The 18,724-nt window shown below is 44.1% G+C and carries 13 protein-coding genes; 6 read left to right on the top strand and 7 right to left on the bottom strand.

What is annotated here, in order from left to right; genetic code table 11:
* Positions 1-11 precede the first annotated feature (11 nt).
* Positions 12-935: a bifunctional metallophosphatase/5'-nucleotidase gene (locus HMPREF1551_RS12350; protein ID WP_021629507.1), complete on the top strand. Its 924-nt coding sequence runs from the start codon at positions 12-14 to the stop codon at positions 933-935.
* A gap of 80 nt (positions 936-1,015) precedes the next feature.
* Here HMPREF1551_RS12350 and HMPREF1551_RS12345 read toward each other — a convergent pair whose 3' ends face one another.
* From HMPREF1551_RS12345 to HMPREF1551_RS12325, 5 genes are all read right to left on the bottom strand, one after another.
* Positions 1,016-2,728, bottom strand: coding sequence for a hypothetical protein (locus HMPREF1551_RS12345; protein ID WP_021629506.1), 1,713 nt, complete (start codon positions 2,726-2,728; stop codon positions 1,016-1,018).
* Between the two features lie 6 nt (positions 2,729-2,734).
* Entirely contained in the window at positions 2,735-5,728 is a 2,994-nt protein-coding gene (locus tag HMPREF1551_RS12340) for a tetratricopeptide repeat protein (RefSeq protein ID WP_021629505.1), read from the bottom strand.
* Between the two features lie 10 nt (positions 5,729-5,738).
* Positions 5,739-6,764 (bottom strand): ferredoxin--NADP reductase, encoded by a 1,026-nt coding sequence (locus tag HMPREF1551_RS12335; RefSeq protein ID WP_021629504.1) that lies wholly within the window; start codon positions 6,762-6,764, stop codon positions 5,739-5,741.
* Between the two features lie 86 nt (positions 6,765-6,850).
* On the bottom strand, positions 6,851-7,597 hold the full coding sequence (locus HMPREF1551_RS12330; protein ID WP_021629503.1) for a PepSY domain-containing protein: 747 nt from the start codon (positions 7,595-7,597) through the stop codon (positions 6,851-6,853).
* A gap of 80 nt (positions 7,598-7,677) precedes the next feature.
* Positions 7,678-9,015 carry a dihydroorotase gene (locus HMPREF1551_RS12325; protein WP_021629502.1) on the bottom strand — a complete coding sequence of 446 codons (1,338 nt, stop codon included), beginning with the start codon at positions 9,013-9,015 and terminating at the stop codon, positions 7,678-7,680.
* A gap of 272 nt (positions 9,016-9,287) precedes the next feature.
* Between HMPREF1551_RS12325 and HMPREF1551_RS12315 the strand changes: the two genes are divergently transcribed.
* The 4 genes from HMPREF1551_RS12315 to HMPREF1551_RS12300 all read left to right on the top strand — a co-directional run bounded on the left by HMPREF1551_RS12315 (position 9,288) and on the right by HMPREF1551_RS12300 (position 15,297).
* Positions 9,288-10,508, top strand: coding sequence for an HD domain-containing protein (locus HMPREF1551_RS12315; protein WP_021629500.1), 1,221 nt, complete (start codon positions 9,288-9,290; stop codon positions 10,506-10,508).
* A 119-nt stretch (positions 10,509-10,627) separates the two neighbouring features.
* The gene (folE, locus tag HMPREF1551_RS12310) at positions 10,628-11,290 is read left to right on the top strand and encodes a GTP cyclohydrolase I FolE (protein WP_021629499.1); all 663 of its coding nucleotides are present in this window, start codon (positions 10,628-10,630) and stop codon (positions 11,288-11,290) included.
* Positions 11,291-11,405: 115 nt separating this feature from the next.
* Positions 11,406-13,724 (top strand): ATP-dependent helicase, encoded by a 2,319-nt coding sequence (locus HMPREF1551_RS12305; protein ID WP_021629498.1) that lies wholly within the window; start codon positions 11,406-11,408, stop codon positions 13,722-13,724.
* 43 nt (positions 13,725-13,767) lie between these two features.
* Positions 13,768-15,297: a hypothetical protein gene (locus HMPREF1551_RS12300; protein ID WP_021629497.1), complete on the top strand. Its 1,530-nt coding sequence runs from the start codon at positions 13,768-13,770 to the stop codon at positions 15,295-15,297.
* 49 nt (positions 15,298-15,346) lie between these two features.
* Here the strand turns inward: HMPREF1551_RS12300 and HMPREF1551_RS12295 are convergent, their stop codons facing one another.
* Positions 15,347-16,780 (bottom strand): TolC family protein, encoded by a 1,434-nt coding sequence (locus HMPREF1551_RS12295; RefSeq protein ID WP_021629496.1) that lies wholly within the window; start codon positions 16,778-16,780, stop codon positions 15,347-15,349.
* A 113-nt stretch (positions 16,781-16,893) separates the two neighbouring features.
* A complete protein-coding gene (locus HMPREF1551_RS12290) occupies positions 16,894-17,460 on the bottom strand; it encodes a Crp/Fnr family transcriptional regulator (RefSeq protein ID WP_021629494.1) in 567 nt (188 codons plus the stop codon).
* A gap of 254 nt (positions 17,461-17,714) precedes the next feature.
* Here HMPREF1551_RS12290 and HMPREF1551_RS12285 point away from each other — a divergent pair, with 254 nt between their 5' ends.
* On the top strand, positions 17,715-18,515 hold the full coding sequence (locus tag HMPREF1551_RS12285; protein WP_021629492.1) for a 5'-nucleotidase, lipoprotein e(P4) family: 801 nt from the start codon (positions 17,715-17,717) through the stop codon (positions 18,513-18,515).
* Positions 18,516-18,724 lie beyond the last annotated feature (209 nt).

The following is an 18,724-nucleotide window of genomic DNA, read 5'->3' as shown; positions in this document are numbered from 1 at the left end:
ATACACATCTAATGGAAAGAAGAAATTTTGTAAGAAATATAGGAGCGGGTGCCCTATTCCTGGGTATGGGGGGGCTCTCCTATGCCTTTGATAGAGACAAACACAAGGATAAAATTAAAAAATATAAGAAACACATCACCATCCTACACACCAACGATACCCATAGCCATATCGACCCTATGCCCTCCGATGATCCCCATTACCCTGACAAGGGAGGGGTAGCGCGCCGCGCGGTACTCATCGAGCAGGTGCGTAAGGAAAACCCTAATACACTACTCTTCGATGCTGGGGATATCTTCCAAGGTACCCCTTATTTCAACTACTATGGAGGCGAATTGGAGTTCCGACTTATGTCCATGCTCAAGTACGATGCGGCTACCTTCGGTAATCATGATTTCGATAATGGAGTGGAAGGATTGCTCTTCCAGTTGCCCCACGCCAAGTTTGACTTTATCTCCTCTAATTACGATTTCACCAATACCGTCTTAGAAGGAAAAACAAAGCCTTATAAAATATTCGACGTAGATGAGGTGCGTATAGGAGTGTACGGCTTAGGGGTCGAACTCAAGGGATTGGTTACCAAGGAACTCTACAAAGAAACCCAATATCTTGACCCTGTGGAGATCGCAACCGATATGGAAAAGAAGCTCCGAAAAACAGAGAAATGTGACATCGTGATCTGCCTCTCCCACTTAGGCTTCCAATACCGTACCGATAAGGTATGTGACCTTACTATTGCTAAGAAAACTTCCGAAACCGACCTTATCATAGGAGGCCATACCCATACCTTCATGAGCGAACCTGTTATTGTAAAAAACAAAGCAAATCGCGAAATCTTAATCAATCAGGTGGGCTGTTATGGTATCAATTTAGGCCGTATTGATTTTTACTTGGATAACAAAATCAAAACCAGTGGTGTACAAATCCTTGTCTGAGAATTTATGATCTAACATTCATCTTATATAAGTTTAATTGTTAATAATAAGGCTGTCTCCCAAAGAGCAGCCTTATTATTTTATCTTATATTGAAGCGGTACTTAGCCCCTACAAGCACTTGAAAGCCTTGTACGGGATAGTTTGTCCATCGTTGGTAGTGCGCTCCCGTTATATTGCTCAAATCAGCAAAGACTGTCCATCGCTTGAGGAAAGTATAATCGGTGGAGAAATTCAGATCAAAAAAGCCATCGAGAGTGACCTCCTCTGTTGGGCTTGTGGGCAAGGTATGCTTGATATCCTTACGTGCTCCTACCCAATAGAAGGAAGTTCCTATATTCCAAACGGGAAGGATACGATAACGAGCCGAAAGAGCTGAAGTGAAGATAGGCAAGTTCCATTCTTGTTCGCGAAGCCAATCAAAAGAATAACTATTGACTTTGGCAGAGGCATCTATATGAAAACGATCGGATAGCTTCCCTTGGATACTTGCTTTAGCACCAAAGGACATTCCATCTTGGTATATCAAATGATAGGAATTATCATAGTGGTAGGGCTTGCGATCGGCAAGGGTATATTGCGCATTGGCCTGAAACATAGGCATGTCTATTATATGGCTATAGAAGCCCTTTAGGTCATAGGCAAAACCTTGAAAAAGGGCTCCCCTAATCCCTGCATATATATCATAAGGGGTATAGGTAGGCTGTAGGTATTGCGTAGGAGAAAGATACGGATTCTCGAGTGATTGTTCCCGATAGGTAAGCTGTTGCAAGTTTCCCGTAATACCCCCATAAGCTATAAGGCTTTTCTTTATAGCATTGTAGGAGAGTTCTACATCAGGGAAGAGCTTGAACTTGCCTCCTTCTCCATCATTCTGCTTGGCATAATAGGCACCCAAGCCAATTCTTACACTATAATTAGGCGCTGTACGCACATAGGCAGGCCTTAGTCCTAAGAAAGCAGACTTATAGACCAGCTCCACAGGAGCGGAAAAAGCCCGATCAAACCTTCCTTGTAGGTAATCAACCACTCCCCTTAGCTGAATTAGCTGCCCTTCCTTAAGAGCAAATCTAAGAGAGGGACATAGGTTGAACTGCAACTCCCCACTATCAAAATCATCCTTAGCTCCTTGCAGGAAAAAATCAAGCCCTTCGAACACGCCCTTGGTGAGCTTAAGATCTCCTGAGATTCCTCCTGAGAGATAATTTTGCTTAAGTGAAGCAGCAATAGGAAGTAGTGCCTTCTGCTCCACCCCATACCAATGGGAAAGCCTATGGAGGACATTGGCAGAGACATGGTACTGGTAGGCCTCAGCCCATTGGCTGTAGGTCGCTTGGGCTTGGGTATGGGCAAAGTTGCTATCGGTATCGGCGGCCTTTACATTACTCTGGGACGAATGATGTGAAAAATCTACCGACAAATCCGAAGTAGCACTTAGCGGCAGCGAAAGAAAAGCATCTCCGTAGAGGGAACTATAGTTGCCCCCTGCTAAGGCTATATAAGAATGATAAAGACTATCCCGCTTGCTCACCACAGGGATACGTGCGGCCTTCCCTTTTTCAGGTACAAAAGTAGAGGTCACCGGAACCGATTGAGAAGAATAAGTCACCTGCTTTTTGGCCACTGCTATGGTATCCTTCTTAGGAGTCTGCTCTGTAGGCTTCTGCACATCGGCTATGGTAGGGGTATAAGGTTTTACGATATCTACCGAGATAGTACCCAACTTATCTTGTGCCTGAACCCTAAAGACAAAAAGGACAGATGAGAGAATAGATATTTTGTATAATAATTTCATTATCAACTATTTATTAGACTTTTTTTCACTTGTTTTTACCAGCTCCATAGCCTCTTTGGCCTGGGCGATCACCTCTGGATAATCTTTGAAATTCTCCAATACACTGCTTAGGATATAGTTGGCTTGATAGAGGTCTTTCAATCCATAGAAGTTCTTAGCCATAAGCACCAATCCTTTGGCCGAAAACTCCTTATAGCCTCCATATTCTTTGGCCAATTTCTGTACCACCTCGTTGGATTTTTTGTATTGCTTGGCCTTATTCTTAAAATAAGCATCGTAATAGAGAGCTTCGGCCATTAGGGCATCGGTAGCATTCTTGCGCAATAAGGCATATTCCTTCTCGGCTTCCGCTTCGGATCCGGTGGCCATATAGGCTCTGGCCAAGATCAGATGTGCATCGCTCTTGGCACGTTCGGCTGAGGTCTTTTCAGCTAAGACCTTTTGGGCATAAGCAATAGCTTGAGGATAGTCCTTTTGCTGATAGAAGCATCGCATCAGGTTGGTACGGGCAAAGAGTACATTCTGTAGCACTGCTGAAGTGCTTTCTAATTCTTTTAGCAAAGGAAGTACTTTTCCCCACTCTTGTTTCTCCAAATAGAGTTGGCTAAGCCTTAGGAGCACTTGTTCGGAATGCTCATTGCGCCCTTCTTCCAATACTTTTTCATAGAGGGGTAGTGCTTTTGTCTTTTGATTTCCCTCGTAATAGAGCTGTGCCAAATAGAAACGTGCCTGAGAGGCATTGCCCCCCTTAGGATAGTCCTTCAGGTATTTTTCCAAGGCCTGCTTGGCTTCCTGTTTTTTACCTTGTACATAGAGGCTTTCGGCCGCATCGAAGGCTGCACTATCGAGCTCACTATCGGAGATTTTCACATAGCCCAAGCCCTTTGCCCAAGCGGCGTATTCCTCCATCTTTCCTTGCTCGGCATAGATATTCTTGGCAGTACTCACAGCCTGTAAGGCCTCCGCGGACGAAGGATATTTTTCAGTAATTTCCTTGAAAATAGCCAAGGCCTTTTGGTTCTCATTCTTATTGTAGAGCATCAGCCCTTCGCGGAGCATAGCTCGTACAGTATAGGTACCGCCCTTATAGTCTGTTTGTAGGATCTTGTATAGTTCGGTTGCTTTCTCTGGTTTTCCTTGGCTTACATAAGTATTGGCCAATTCATAGAGCGCATCCTCACGAAGATTGGACTGTGGGTAATCCTTGATAAAGGCCTCCAAGGCCTCTATTTTCTTAGGTGCCCTATCTACAATCCCATAGCTAATAGCCTTTTGGAAGGCAGGATAGTCGGTACTGGGGACTTTGGTGTCGATTACCTTATCATAGGCATCCATCGCAGGCCAATATTGTCCGGCTCCGAAATGACTATCCCCGAGGCGCAGGTAGGCATCCGAAAGGCGTAAGGCATCCGGTTGGGTTTCTATATATTTGGTAAAATAGGGGGCGGCTTCAGCATATTTCTTTTGGTTAAAAAGCGCATAAGCCAGTCCATAGAGTGCTTTGGGATATTCCGCAAGGGAGGTGCGTTTTTGCTCTAAGAAGGCTTGGAAGTCCCTTTGCGCCTCTGCATATTGGTGTAGCTGGTAGGCGGTCTCTGCACTCCAGTAGGTAGCTCTTGCCTGTAGGATGGCATCGGCTTTGCTTCGCTTTGCTTTCTCGAAATAAGGTAAGGCTTCCTTGAACTGACCATCTCCATAGCGCTGTAAGGCATAGAGGAAGGCTACTTGTTGGTATATTTTTGGATCAGCGGAGGCCGATTTCTCCAATAGGGTCAAGGCCTCTTGTAGGCTTCCCGAACTGATATAAGAATCCAACAAAAGTCCTTTGAGCTCTTGGGTATGCTCATCCTTAGGATAGGTATCCAAATAAGCCTGAATCACCGAAGGGGTGGACTCGTAAGCATTCCCTATATCGTAACTCAGGCGCGCATAGTTCAGGTGAGCATCACGCCTTATTTCAGGAACAAAATTCATCTGATGGGCATTGCGGAAAGCATTGAGTGCTTGTTGCTTTTGGTCGGTCTTCAGGTAGCATTGTGCCAAGTGGTAATAGGCGTTCTGGGCTACTTCATTACGCCCATTGATAATCTGATTGAACTGACCTATGGCCTTTTCATAATCACCTTGCTTATAGTATGCATAGCCCAGGTAGTAAAGGTCTGTATTGGTATAAGCCCCCTTTTTACCTTTGTAAGCCTCTAAGTAAGGAATGGCCTTGGCATACTCTTTGAGATTGAAGTAGCTTTCTCCTATAATCTTGTTGATTTCCGAACGATACTGAGAATTATTCGTCTTTTCCAGCTGAAGGAGTGCTTCCTCCAAGGCTTTTTGGAAATTCCCTTGTTTGAAATTCATATCTGCCTGATAGTAAGAGATATTCCGACTTAGCTCTTCTTTCTCTCCTACCTGTTGGAAAAAGTCATTGGCCTTTTGATAATCATCCGCATCATAGGCAATATAGCCCAGGTAATAGGCCGCTTTCTTTCCATAGTGCTTGGAGTCCTTCACCTGGGAGAGGTATTGTTGTGCTGTCTCCTTGTCACCATGGGCGAAGAGCGCATAGCCATATTGGAAGTCGAATTTTTCCTTTTGTTTGGAAGAAAGGGTAGGTATCTCCACCTTGTCATACCATAGGATAGCCGTTTTGGTATCCCCTCTATCAAAATAGTAATCCCCTACCTCTAAGTTGGCCTGGGCTGCATAGGACGAGGTAGGATAGTCCTTGAGGTACTGCACCATGAGCTTATCGGCTCCTGGTTGTCTCAAGCGAATAGCTGCCGATGCGATATAATAGTTGCATAACTCCTTATCGGCTAAGGTATTCGCCTGGGAGAGTTCTTGCCTGAAGAAGTGTTGGGCGGCCTTGTATTGCTCTTGTTGGTAGAGCGATTGGGCTTTCCTTAGGCGCACCTGCTTATCAGTATAGCGAGCCGTACGCTGTGCCCATAGGGGACTTACCAAAAGTAGCAAAACCCAAAGAGGCCAAGTTCTATGTTTCATGGTCTGTATTTTAGTAATTAAATTCTATTCTCATATGATCGCAAGTGGGGTGTGCCTGGCAGGTAAGTATCTTGCCTTCTTTGACCTCCCTTTCTATCAGTACCTGGTTGTTGTCCATATCGGCACTGCCTTCTGTCACCTTGCCAATACAGCTGCTACAAGCCCCAGTGAGGCAGGAATAGGATACGTCCAGCCCCTTGGCTAAAAGCTCACTAAGGATGTTGGGTTTCCGCTCTATAGTAAAGGTCTTTTCCTCGCCTCCTATACGTACAGTAACCTCAGTGGTACCTGTATATTCCTTCTTGGTATCGGTGACAGTAAAGAGTTCGGTATGGATTTTCTTCTTATCATAATCCTTCTGCAGGCAATCCCTTACCGCCTCCACCATAGCCTGTGGCCCACAGATATAGAAGCGACCAAAATCAATCTCCTTATAAGTCTCCTTAAGCAATTGCTCGACCATAGGGGGATCTATATGCCCTGAAAGGGCACCTTCCTGCTGGTACTTGCTATAGACATATTGTACGAAAAGCCTATCGGGATATTGCGCCTTAAGTGCCTCAATATCGGAGAGAAACATAGTGGTCTCTGGCGTTCTATTCCCATAGACTAAGAGAATCTTACAATTCTTCTTCTCCAAGGCTACCTTGATGATGCTCAACATAGGGGTGATGCCACTTCCAGCGGCAAAAAGCCCCAAGTTCTCTGGAGAAATCTCCGCAATGTAGGCAAATTTCCCCTCTGGAGGAAAAACCTCCAACTGGTCTCCCACCTGAAGCTCTTGGCAAGCATAGGTAGAGAAGCGCCCGCCGGGTATCTGCTTGATACCCACGCTAAGCAACGGCTCATAAGGCGACGAACAGATAGAATAGGCACGCCTTACCTGCTCGCCATTTATCTGCTGTTGCAGGGCTACAAACTGTCCTGCAAAAAAGTCAAACGAAAAACGATCCTTCTGAGGAATCTCAAAAGATATTTTTACCGCCTCCGCTGTCAAACGCTCTATCTGTGAGACGGTCAAAGTAACTGATTTCATTCTTAATTATTATACTATTTGTTTAATAAAAATTCTCCTGTAACGATATAATGCTTGATAATTCTATTTTCCCCTATTTAAAATTACTATATATGAAACAATTCTGCACAACTAATATATTTCCTTAAGGGAATAGCTGTTTTCTCTTTGGGGAAATATTCCAGATAACTACTACATTCTTTGGTTCCTTTTTCATCTTTATAAAGAATTTTCCCATCATAAGCATCTATATAATAAGAACGAGCTATACCACTTTCAAAAATCATACAAGTAAACTGATAAACAAGTTTTCCTTCCTCCTGCTGGCGGCTAATCTCATACCTCATCCCCATAGAATCGTCATAACAATTGAAAATATCTAACTCAAGAAAAGAAGATATAATAGCTTGTAACTGATTGACACCTATATAATAACCTTCTCCAACATATTCTTTTTGTATTAGGGCTCCTTTTTCATTATAGTAATAAGTAGCATCCACTATACAATTCCCTATATAAAAAGCCTTAGATATTAAATTTTCTTTTTTATTAAACTCCTTTTTTATATAGATAATAGAATCTTTCCCCCCTAAGTATTTAAAAACAACAAAGAAATCAGGATTATTATTAGCGTAATCCTCTACAATATAATTCCCTTGTTTGTCATAAAAAGTAAGGAAGTCTTTTTTCTCAAAGAAATCAACATTTTTATTTCTCTTTCTTATTTTCTTTTTTATTCTTTGAGTATCCAAGTGCTCCATAAGAGTATCCTTACAATAATCATACCCTTTTATAATCGTCTGCGAATGACTTATCACAGGAAATAAAAGACATAAAATAAGTAATCGCTTCATTGTTTTTGTAATTCCTTGTGCATTATTTCAAGAACTCTCCAAGGAAGCTCCATGAAAGAGAATCCCTATCAGCATGGGCATTAATTATCGAATAGTACTCTTTTTCCTTTTTCTTGGGATAAAATAGTACCCTTATCATATACCAAATGACCATTGACAAAAGTATAAGCCACTTTGTAGTCAAAGGTAGTGCCTTCCAAAGGTGACCAACCACACTTATAGAGGATATTCTCCTTTGAGACCTGCCAAGGGCTCTGCTCCGCTACACAGGCTATATCGGCATAGTAGCCCTCGCGGAGGTAACCTCTATCTTGTATCCTAAAGAGAATGGCAGGGTTATGGCACATCTTCTCTACCAATCGCTCCAGAGGAAGCCCTCTCTGCTGGAACATGGTCAGCGCTGCTACCAAGGCATGCTGTACCAAGGGTGCCCCAGAGGGAATTTTTTGGTATTCCTTCGCTGCCTTTTCCTCCAAGGTATGGGGGGCATGGTCAGTGGCTATCACATCAATGCGATTGTCCAAAAGTGCCTGCCAAATCGCCTCACGGTCTTCCAAGGTCTTGACCGCAGGGTTCCACTTAATGAGTACCCCTTTTTGGTCATAATCCTGGTCGGTAAACCACAAGTGATGGATACAAGCCTCTGCAGTAATCTTCTTTTGGTTGAGCGGCAAGCTGTTGTCCAAGAGTTCTGTTTCCTTAGCTGTGGAGAGGTGGAAAACGTGGAAGCGTGCGCCCGTTTGCTTGGCCAAGGCTATCGCTCGTGAGGAAGAGAGATAGCAAGCCTCTGCACTGCGAATCAGTGGGTGACACTTTACAGGAATTTCTGCTCCATAGAGGGAAAGGTAATGCTCCAAGTTATGACGGATTGTCTGTTCGTCCTCACAATGTGCCGCAATTAGGGTGGATACATTCCTGAATATCGTCTCGATTGTCTTCTCGTTATCCACTAACATATTCCCTGTAGAAGAACCTAAGAAGAGCTTTACCCCGGCGGTATTCTTAGGGTTGATACGCTTGAGTTCCTCTATATTGTCATTGGTACCCCCAAGCAGGAAAGAGAAATTGGCCAATGAGGTACGCGCTGCGGTGGCAAACTTATCCTCAAGGGCTGCGATGGTAGTGGTTTGAGGAATTGTATTAGGCTGATCGAAGAAAGTGGTCGTGCCTCCGGCTACTGCGGCCGCACTTTCAGTAGCGATGGTGGCCTTGTGCGTAAGGCCTGGTTCGCGAAAGTGCACTTGGTCATCAATCACTCCAGGAAGTAACAACATCCCCTCCAGGTCTATTACCTTTTGGGCTTCTTTGGCTGAGATATCCGAAGCTATCTTAGCGATACGTTCATTTTCAATCAGTAAGTCCGCTTCTTGGATACGATGATCCGAAATAAGCCTCCCATTTTTTAGAAGTGTTTTCATAATTATCACGATTTCAATCGTTATCCTACAGAGATAACGGCGATGCAAAGATACATATTTAAGTGAAAAGTGAAAAGTGAAAAGTAAAAAAAAGCAACTCTCCAAAATCTAATTGTAAAAAACCACTATAAATATTGCTATAAACCATTATTTTTCGTACATTTGCGGCAAAAGACAAATGATACCCATTGCTATCCCCCTTGGTGAGACTCCAACTCTTAGTAAGGGCGAATGGCCATTTACCCCTACAGAGCCCTCTAAAACTAAAAAACATGAAATCACGCAATAAGCTCAAAATCGTTAATGACCCTGTATATGGGTTTATTCATATCCCGAATGCCATTATCCTTGACCTGATAGAGCACCCTTATTTCCAGCGGCTTTGTCGTATTTCCCAAATGGGGCTTTCCTACTTGGTCTATCCTGGGGCGAGGCATACGCGTTTTCACCATGCCCTGGGCTGTATGTTCCTAATGCAGCAGGCCGTACAGACCCTTCGCTACAAACAGGTGGAGATTACCGCTGAGGAGGAAGAGGCCTTGTATATCGCTATCTTACTGCATGATATAGGCCACGGCCCCTTCTCCCATGCCATGGAACATAGTATCGTGGAGGGCATCTCCCACGAGGAAATTTCCTTGGCCTTCATGCAGGCACTCAATGAGGAGTTCGAAGGGCGGCTTAGCTTAGCTATCGAAATCTTCCAAAAGAAATACAAAAAACAGTTCATGAACCAACTCATCTCCAGCCAGCTGGATATGGACAGATTGGATTACCTCAAGCGTGACAGCTTCTATACGGGGGTGAGTGAGGGCAATATCAACTCCCAGCGTATCATCGCGATGCTCACCGTGAAGGACGACACCCTGATTGTGGAGGAAAAAGGTGTCTACTCCATCGAAGCGTTTTTGGTGGCTCGCCGACTGATGTATTGGCAGGTCTATCTGCACAAAACGAGTATAGGAGCGGAGTTTCTCTTAGTCAAGCTCTTAGCACGCGTAAAAGAACTCACCCACGAGGGGAAAAAGCTGCCTATGACGACTGCTTTGCGCTTTTTTGTAGAAAACCATATCACCAAAGAGACTTTTGACAATCATGCCTTAGCGCTTTTCGCCCAATTGGACGATTATGACATTATCTCCGGCCTTAAGGAATGGCAATATGGGGAAGATTGGGTCTTGGCCAAGCTAAGCCAGATGATACTTAACCGCGATTTGCTTCGCGTAAGGCTCTACAAAAGCCCTGTAGAGAAGGAAAAAGTACAAGAACTGCTTTTGGAAACCGCCGAACAATTGCAAATCTCCGAAGCGCAAGCACAGTACTTTGTCTTCACGGGAGAAATCTCCAATACTGCCTACCGCAAGGACGAACAGAATATCCTTATCTATACCAAGAATAACAAAATCATAGACGTGACCAAGGCCTCCGACCAAATGAACTTGGATGCACTGGCCACCAAGGTAACCAAGTACTACTTGTGCTCTCTTAAGTGAATAGTGAAAAACGAAAAGTGAATAGTGAAAAGGAGCGTGATGAAAAATTTTTCATTTTTCACTATTCACTATTCACTTTATTTTGTATTTTTGTCCCCCCTTAAACAAATAAAAAACGAATGAATTCATCAGACGATTTTATAGGTGAAAACCACCTTAGTACGTCGGCTAAGACCCCCTTGCGAGCCGATGCTTTTTCTCTTTCAGATGAGGAAAAAATTGCTCGTATCCAAAAGTCAATGAGCGAGATCATGGAGACACTGGGGCTTGACCTTACCGATGATAGCCTTAAGGGTACGCCGCTGAGGGTAGCCAAGGCTTATGTCAAAGAACTTTTCGGAGGGCTCAACCCTAAGCGCTGTCCCAGCTCCTCTACCTTTGAAAACAACTACCACTATGGGGAGATGCTCATAGAAAAAAATATTGTTCTCTACTCCACTTGCGAACATCATTTTCTACCTATCGTAGGGCGAGCCCATGTGGGGTATATCTCCAATGGCCGGGTACTGGGGCTCTCCAAAATGAACCGTATCGTGGATTACTTTGCCAAACGCCCACAGGTACAGGAGCGCCTTACCATGCAGATCGTTCAGGAGATGCAGCGTATCCTCGGTACGGAAGATGTGGCCTGCGTAATCGATGCCAAGCACCTCTGTGTGAACTCCCGTGGTATCCGAGATATAGAGAGTAGCACCGTAACGGCTGAATACGGCGGTAAGTTTCAAGACCCTGTGGTACGAAAAGAGTTCTTGGAATATATCAAAATGGAAACAAAATATTAGAGCGTTTTTAGTTTTTAGTGCTTAGTTTTTAGTTATTCTCCACTATCTACTACTCTTTTTCCAGGATATATTTATTTCTTAACTCAAAACTCAAAATTAAAAACTCAAAACTCAATTGAACTACTTAGACGAACTTAATGAGGCGCAGCGGGCGCCGGTGGTACATAAGGATGGGCCTGTGATGGTGATTGCTGGTGCAGGCTCGGGGAAGACCCGTGTGCTGACCTATCGCATTGCCTATCTTATGCAGCAGGGGGTAGATCCGTTCAACATCTTAGCGCTGACCTTTACCAACAAGGCTGCCCGAGAGATGAAGGAGCGTATTGGGCGTATTGTAGGGGCCAGTGAAGCTCGTAACCTATGGATGGGTACCTTCCACTCTGTTTTTGCGCGTATCCTTAGGGAAGAGGCAAGCAAATTGGGCTTTCCCAGGGACTTTACCATCTACGACCAGCAGGATTCGCACCGGCTCATCTCGGCTATTATCAAGGAGATGGGACTGGATAAGGACGTCTATAAATACAAGCAAATTGCCTCACGCATTTCCTCCTATAAGAATAACCTAATCACCGTAAGGGCTTACTATGAGAACCCTGAATTGCAGGAAGCTGATGCCATGGCTAAGCACCCACGTATGGGAGAGATCTACCGTAATTATGTAGATCGCTGCTTCAAGGCGGGGGCGATGGACTTCGATGACCTGCTGCTACGTACCAATGAGCTGCTGAATGTATTCCCTGAAGTCTTGGCCAAATACCAACAGCGTTTCCGCTATATCATGGTCGATGAGTATCAGGATACGAACCACTCCCAGTACCTGATTGTACGCGCCTTGGCCGATAGGTTTCAGAACATCTGCGTGGTGGGAGACGACGCCCAAAGTATCTACGCCTTCCGTGGGGCAAACATTGACAATATCTTCAACTTCCAAAAGGACTACCGCAATGTAGGGGTCTACCGACTGGAACAAAACTACCGATCCACCCGCAATATTGTAGAGGCGGCCAACAATGTAATAGAACACAACAAAGCCCGCCTTGAAAAGGTGGTATGGACAGATAACGAAAGCGGGAACCTTATCAAGGTACACCGCAGCCCTACCGATGCCGACGAAGGACGTTTTGTGGCAGGAACTATCTTCGAAGAGGCCATGCAACACCAGCTTTCCTATGGTGATTTTGCTGTGCTCTATCGTACCAATATGCAATCCCGTGCCATAGAAGATGCCTTGCGCAAGCGGGATATCCCCTACCGCATCTATGGGGGGCTGTCCTTCTACCAGCGTAAGGAAATCAAAGACCTCTTGGCTTATTTTCGCTTGGCTATCAACGAGAATGATGAGGAAGCCCTCCACCGTATTATCAACTTTCCCGCCCGAGGGATAGGCGACACGACTATGGAGCGGCTTAGCCTTTGTGCCAATGAGTTCAAGCTCCCTATTTTCACCATTATCAAGCAGTTGGATATCATGGACTATGGGCTGAAGATCAACAGCCCTACTCGTGTGCGCCTGCTGGAGTTTGCCCATATGATCCAGAGTTTTGGTATTATGGTGGAAACACACGATGCCTTCACCCTGGCCGAGCATATTGCCAAGCGTACCGGTATCCTCAATGAGTTCAAGAAAGATGGCACCCCTGAGGGTATCGAACGCCTACAGAATATAGAGGAACTCCTCAACGGGATTCGCGACTTTGTGGAAGGGCAAAAAGAAATAGAAGAAGCGACAGGCTCCTTGGCCGAATTCTTACAGGATGTCGCCTTGGCCACTGACCTTGACAAGGAAGTGGAGGATGACAATCGTGTATCGCTTATGACCATACACTTGGCCAAAGGCTTGGAGTTCCCCTATGTCTTTATCGTGGGTATGGAGGAAGACCTATTCCCTTCGGCACTGAGCCAAAACACTCGTACTGAAATGGAAGAGGAGCGCCGCCTTTTCTATGTAGCGCTAACCCGTGCTGAAAGGCAGGCCTACCTGACTTATACCGAAAACCGCTACCGCTGGGGCAAACTCATGGATGCCGAGCCCAGCCGCTTTATTGAGGAGATAGACGAGCGCTACTTGGAGTACCTCACCCCAAAGGATAGCTACCGCTACCGCCCATTGATCAATATAGATGCCTTTGCCCCTGTGGACAAGAGCAAACTACGCCAACAGAAGCCCACCAACAGCCCCCCTCCGGCCTATAAAAAGCCCAACGAAGAGCAACTCAAGAAGCTCCGCCTCCAGAAACCTGAACAGGCCAAACCCGTCGCCACAGGGGATATCCCCGATGTAGCGGTAGGTAATACAATACTACACGAGCGCTTTGGCAAAGGAGTCGTCATCGAGATAGAAGGTAGTGGTGCTGACCGCAAAGCCAAAGTACGATTCGAGAATGGTGGAGAGAAAACACTGATCCTGAGGTTTGCCAAGTTTAAAATCATCTAATTTAGTGATTAGTGATTAGTGATTAGTTGCTAAAAATTTCATTATGAAAAAACTATACATCCTACTTTTGCTATGCTCTTTAGGGCAGGCGTGGGGGCAGAAAAGCCTCTCCTGTGATGAAGTACTTATCAATAGGACTAAAGGCACTGTCTCTTTCTATACCCAAAAGAAAGAGGGAACTTACAAAGAAGTATCTCTTAGATTTCCTATGGCAGAGGGATACAAAAGAGGAGAAATTTTCAAGGCTTTCACCCCCACCTGGAAAGAAAAAGAATCGGTTTCTCATGATGCCATTTACTCCCCTACTGAGGATAATGTCATTCGCTTAGAGGATATACGTCCTGCCTCTTTGGAAGAATTCTTAGGAAAGAAATACTACCTATATAAGAACGAAGAGGAAGCCGCTTTTTTTTCTTTTATCAGTCCCTATACTGCACAAATAACAAAATTGAAATATCGGAAAAGTTGGCCCTTAGGTGAATATGTATCCTACCCCGATGATTCAGAAAAGAAATGGCGCATTGAGGAGATACAACACTATGCCCTATTTGTATTGGATATGGGGCACCAAAAGAAAATATATGGACTAATAGGTATGGGACTCGCCAAAGATGTACATCTGCTTGTTCCTCTAAAGGATCAAACCCTTTTCCTTAATTATTATCCCTATTCCCATAGATTCTTCTCAACTTCTTTAGAAGAAAATCCTGAAAATAGGCCTGCCGACCTTCGTAACAATTTTCTTCATTTTTATCTGCACGCTTATTATCATGCCATTCCTTGCGAAGATGGTAAAAAAATGCTGATAAACAGATTAGGAGATGCTGTTTTAGAAAAGAACTATGATTCCATAAGGATAGAGCGCCACTTTATTATTGCTAAAGATGGAAAACAGACCGATATCTATAACGCTTTTCTTGAAAAACTCAACTTAGGTGATGCAAAAGGAGCCTATCCTGTTCATGGAAATGATATATTACAGGTACTCAATGAAAAAGGTATTCATTACTATAACCCTATAGGAGAAGAAGTTTCCCCAAATGATTTCCATTCATATGTACCTTGTGGGAACCCGAGTATAGGAAAATATGAGATTGAATATAAACTCCTGAAAGGAAAAAATTGTTTTTCCTTGGAAGAGACCCTATACCCAATAGGCTATAATGTTAAGAGGGAAGTCAAGAAGAAAACCACTTATTATCTTAAAGGTACACTCCCCTCTGACAAACTATCTATTTTGGATACCCACGAAGGAAGTCTCTATATCAAAGTAGAAAGAAACCAAAAAGAAGGTCTTTACGAATACAAAATCCCTAACATTGGAGATAGATGGACTATAGAACGCTCTGGTGGCAACTATGATGTCCATGAACTCATTGCTCCTATCTTTGATGAAATCGGTGAGAATAACTACTTTCTTTTCTATAAGAAAGGAAAAGTAGGTCTCTATCCTCAGAAAGAAGCCTCCTATGACAAGTTAATCTATGAGCGCTATGGCAACTTCTATAGGTTCAAAAAAGGCAAAAAAGAAGGCTACTTAGATGCTCATACCGTTGAGGAATTTTATGAGTAATTAGGAAGATTGATTTCCCTGAACCTTTTTGAGTCACTCACTATCCCCCCTACTTCTTTATATAATTGGTATATTCCCCACTAAGCCCGCAAGTCTCCAAAAGCTGGGCGAGTACCTTATCCATTTCAAAGAGCGCTTGGTAGCCCTTGATCTCGATGGAGGCTAAGTATAGGCTGGCATCCGCTACATCGGTGGAGGAGGACAGTCCTTCGGAGAAGGCTTGGTTACGCACTCGCACCAATTCGCGGGCAAACTCTAAGCTCTCTTGCAGGCTTTGGAGCTGTTCGCGCTGTTTTTCGATCTCGGTATAGTATTTTTTCACCAAGGTTTGTACATCTTTTTCTGCTTGGGCGGTGAGCTGTTCTACGCTTTCTTGTTGTGCTTTGGCCTGTGCAATCTTGTTTTTATCAGAGAATCCGTTGAAGATATTCCACTGAAGGCCTACACCCACCACCCAGTTGTCGGGCTCGGTCAGGGGCAGGTTCTTACTCCAGAGGTATTTCTTTCCAATAAGTGCCACATCGGGTAAGTAGGCCGCCCGCTGCGCCTTGATATTCTGCTCGGTCAGTTCTTTTTTGAGATAAGCCTGTTGGATTGCAGGGAAGTTCTGTTTGGCCAGCCCTTGGTAATAGTCCAAGGTGCGCAAAGGTGCCACCTCAAAGAGCGGCGAGGTAAGAGAAGAAAGCGCCAAGACCTGCTCCCCTATCACCCCAGAGAGGGCGGTTTGAGCCAGTTCTATATCTTTTTGGCAAGCGAGTACCTCTCGCTGCGCATCGGTCACCGCTTTTTTGGCCTGCATGGTCTCTATAGGCGCCACCATTCCATTTTTTTCCAACTTTTGAGCATTGGAATAATGTTGCTCGGCCGTTTGCAGTGCTTTTTGCCTTACCAACAAGGCCTGTTGGGCGAGTTGTACCTGAAAATAGCGCTCGGCCAGTTCAGAGATAAGTGCATTCTCGGTTTTTTGGCTCTCTACTTTAGCTATTTCGTGATTGATTTGGCTTACTTTGTTCCCCACACGCACCTTTCCCCCAGCAAAAAGCACCCAACGGAGGTCAGCAGAGAACTTCCATATGTCCTGCTCCTGGAACTGGTAGCTCCAATCCTGAGCAAAAAGTGGCTGGAGTTGCCCTGCCATTCCTGTCAGTATAGGTGCTAGTCTAGGGCGCATAGGAGGTGGAAGGGTACCGACCATTTGTCCTAATCGGGATTGCAATTGGGACTGTACGGGCTGCTTATACTTATCAAAACTCAAAGAGAGCGGTTCGCTCAAGTGCACATAACTTGCGTTGATACTTAGCTGGGGCAGGTACAAGCCCTTGTAGTTTTTCTCTCCATAGAGAGCCGCTTCGGTTTGTTTTTCCATGCCCTTGAGCTTTTGGTTTGCCCCACGCATACGCTCCAAAGCCTCTGGAAAGGAGAGGGATTGGGCAAAAGAAAGGCCGGTTAGGCAAAGCAGAACGGCGGTATAGATATGCTTCATATTCAATATATATTTAAGGTAAAGAAATTACTTTTGTTGGATGTGCAAAATTATAACAGTTTGCGGAATAAAAGTAATTTTTTCGGCTTTAAATTTTTAATCTATCTTAAAAATTAGTTTCCTTTTCCGGCACGAATCACACTAAGGGTTTGCTGAGTAATGCCTAAGAAGGAAGCCACATGCCCCAGGGGTACCCTTAGGAGGATTTTGGGGTAGTTTTTCAGCAGAAAATCATAGCGCTCTTGGGCTGTTTGGAACTTGATTCCATAGATTCTAAGGGTCAAGTTCTTCAAGAAAGCGACAAGAAGCATCTCCATGAAGCCTCTCAACTTAGGATGATTATGAATCATCTGCTCCACCTGAGAGAAGTTGGCCACACGCACCTTACATACTTCCAAGGCCTCCAAGGCAAAAGGGCTCGGATTATGGAAATAAATAGGTTCTATAGGCATATAGAAACTATCTTCGGCAAGGAAAGCATGGGTAATATCCTTTTTATTCTTGGTATAGAACTGGCGGATGATACCTTCCTCTATATAAAAGACCTCCTTGGAGCGGTTTCCCTCCTTGAGCAAGAGGCTATACTTCTTATATTCTCTATACTCAAAGAGATTATCTAAGAGCTCAATGGCCTGACTATCTATCTGAGTCTGCTCGTGTATGTAATCTATGAGTTTCATAGGGCAAAGATACAAAATTAGTGGTTAGTAATTGGTAGTTCGTGATTCGTTTTTTTTTAGAATTAAATCGCTATAGGGCTTGGGGTAGCTATACCTTATCCCTCCTACTGCTTCTAATTCCTGCAAACCTTAATTTATTTATAATTATTAACTTTATTATTTAGACGTGTTTTTGTATTTATTTAACTTTGAATTAGCGTTTATATTACCTGTAAATTTCTACCTTTGCAGCCCAAAAAATACATTTTTTTAGAATGATTAGAAAGCATCTTTTCTATGGTATGTTCTTTATTTTTGCTGTTGGCAACGCACAGGAATCAACTCATATAGAGGACCGATTCGTAAGTAATGGCAAGATGTATGCCGCCCTTTTTCAGCAGCAAGCTGCTGAATATGAGGCCTTATGCCACCAGGCATACAATATCGCACGCCTCAGACTAGACCAGGCACTTGCTAAGCCTTCCGAGAAGCCCATCGCGATTGTTTCGGATATAGATGAGACTTTTATGAACACCTCTTACTATGCGGTGGCTTGTGGTAATAATAATGAGGAGTTCGAGTATAAGACTTGGGAGGAATGGACTGCCAAAGGTGAAGCTACTCCCCTGGCCGGCTCCCTTGAGTTCTTCCAATATGCTGCTGAAAAAGGGGTTGCAATCTTCTATGTAACCAACCGAAAAGAGTCCGAAAGAGAGGGTACTCGCCTAAATATCAAGAAGTACCACTTCCCCTTCCAAGGAGAAGATCACCTGATATTTCGCACCGCTGAACGCAGTAAGGAAGCCCGTCGCCAACTTATCGCAGCACAATATAATATCGTCCTGCTACTGGGAGACAACCTTAGCGATTTCGACAGAGACTTTGATGTGACAACCACTCAAGGACGCTGCCAAGCAGTAGAAAAAAACCAAAAAAAGTTTGGTGAAAAGTATATTGTACTACCAAACACCTCTTACGGAGATTGGGAGAACGCCCTATATGGCGAAACTCAGTTAAGCCTCGAGGAACGCAAAGCACTTATCCTAAGAATCCTCAAGGATAAGCCTGATAAGTAATTCATTTTTCCCTATATTTCCCGAATGTTTCTTCTTTTTGTAAGAAGGAACATTCACTTTTTTTAGGAGGTAGCAAGCGTTTACATTAACTTTTTATTTTATACCATAGAGAAAGTGAAAAGTGAAGAGTGAACAATGAAAAGTGAAAAGTGAAAAGTCATTGACAATTGATAAAGCGAATCAATAGTTAAAATAATACACTTTATATA

Origin of the sequence: Capnocytophaga sp. oral taxon 863 str. F0517 (genome assembly GCF_000466425.1) — a bacterium.
Taxonomy (GTDB): domain Bacteria; phylum Bacteroidota; class Bacteroidia; order Flavobacteriales; family Flavobacteriaceae; genus Capnocytophaga.
This window is presented reverse-complemented; position numbering and strand designations above follow the sequence as displayed.

What these genes read in the sequence shown, in the direction of transcription:
- HMPREF1551_RS12350 (WP_021629507.1), top strand. Translation starts at nt 12, where the DNA reads ATGGAAAGAAGAAATTTTGTAAGAAATATAGGAGCGGGTGCCCTATTC.
- HMPREF1551_RS12345 (WP_021629506.1), bottom strand. Translation starts at nt 2,728, where the DNA reads ATGAAATTATTATACAAAATATCTATTCTCTCATCTGTCCTTTTTGTC.
- HMPREF1551_RS12340 (WP_021629505.1), bottom strand. Translation starts at nt 5,728, where the DNA reads ATGAAACATAGAACTTGGCCTCTTTGGGTTTTGCTACTTTTGGTAAGT.
- HMPREF1551_RS12335 (WP_021629504.1), bottom strand. Translation starts at nt 6,764, where the DNA reads ATGAAATCAGTTACTTTGACCGTCTCACAGATAGAGCGTTTGACAGCG.
- HMPREF1551_RS12330 (WP_021629503.1), bottom strand. Translation starts at nt 7,597, where the DNA reads ATGAAGCGATTACTTATTTTATGTCTTTTATTTCCTGTGATAAGTCAT.
- HMPREF1551_RS12325 (WP_021629502.1), bottom strand. Translation starts at nt 9,015, where the DNA reads ATGAAAACACTTCTAAAAAATGGGAGGCTTATTTCGGATCATCGTATC.
- HMPREF1551_RS12315 (WP_021629500.1), top strand. Translation starts at nt 9,288, where the DNA reads ATGAAATCACGCAATAAGCTCAAAATCGTTAATGACCCTGTATATGGG.
- folE (WP_021629499.1), top strand. Translation starts at nt 10,628, where the DNA reads ATGAATTCATCAGACGATTTTATAGGTGAAAACCACCTTAGTACGTCG.
- HMPREF1551_RS12300 (WP_021629497.1), top strand. Translation starts at nt 13,768, where the DNA reads ATGAAAAAACTATACATCCTACTTTTGCTATGCTCTTTAGGGCAGGCG.
- HMPREF1551_RS12295 (WP_021629496.1), bottom strand. Translation starts at nt 16,780, where the DNA reads ATGAAGCATATCTATACCGCCGTTCTGCTTTGCCTAACCGGCCTTTCT.
- HMPREF1551_RS12290 (WP_021629494.1), bottom strand. Translation starts at nt 17,460, where the DNA reads ATGAAACTCATAGATTACATACACGAGCAGACTCAGATAGATAGTCAG.
- HMPREF1551_RS12285 (WP_021629492.1), top strand. Translation starts at nt 17,715, where the DNA reads ATGATTAGAAAGCATCTTTTCTATGGTATGTTCTTTATTTTTGCTGTT.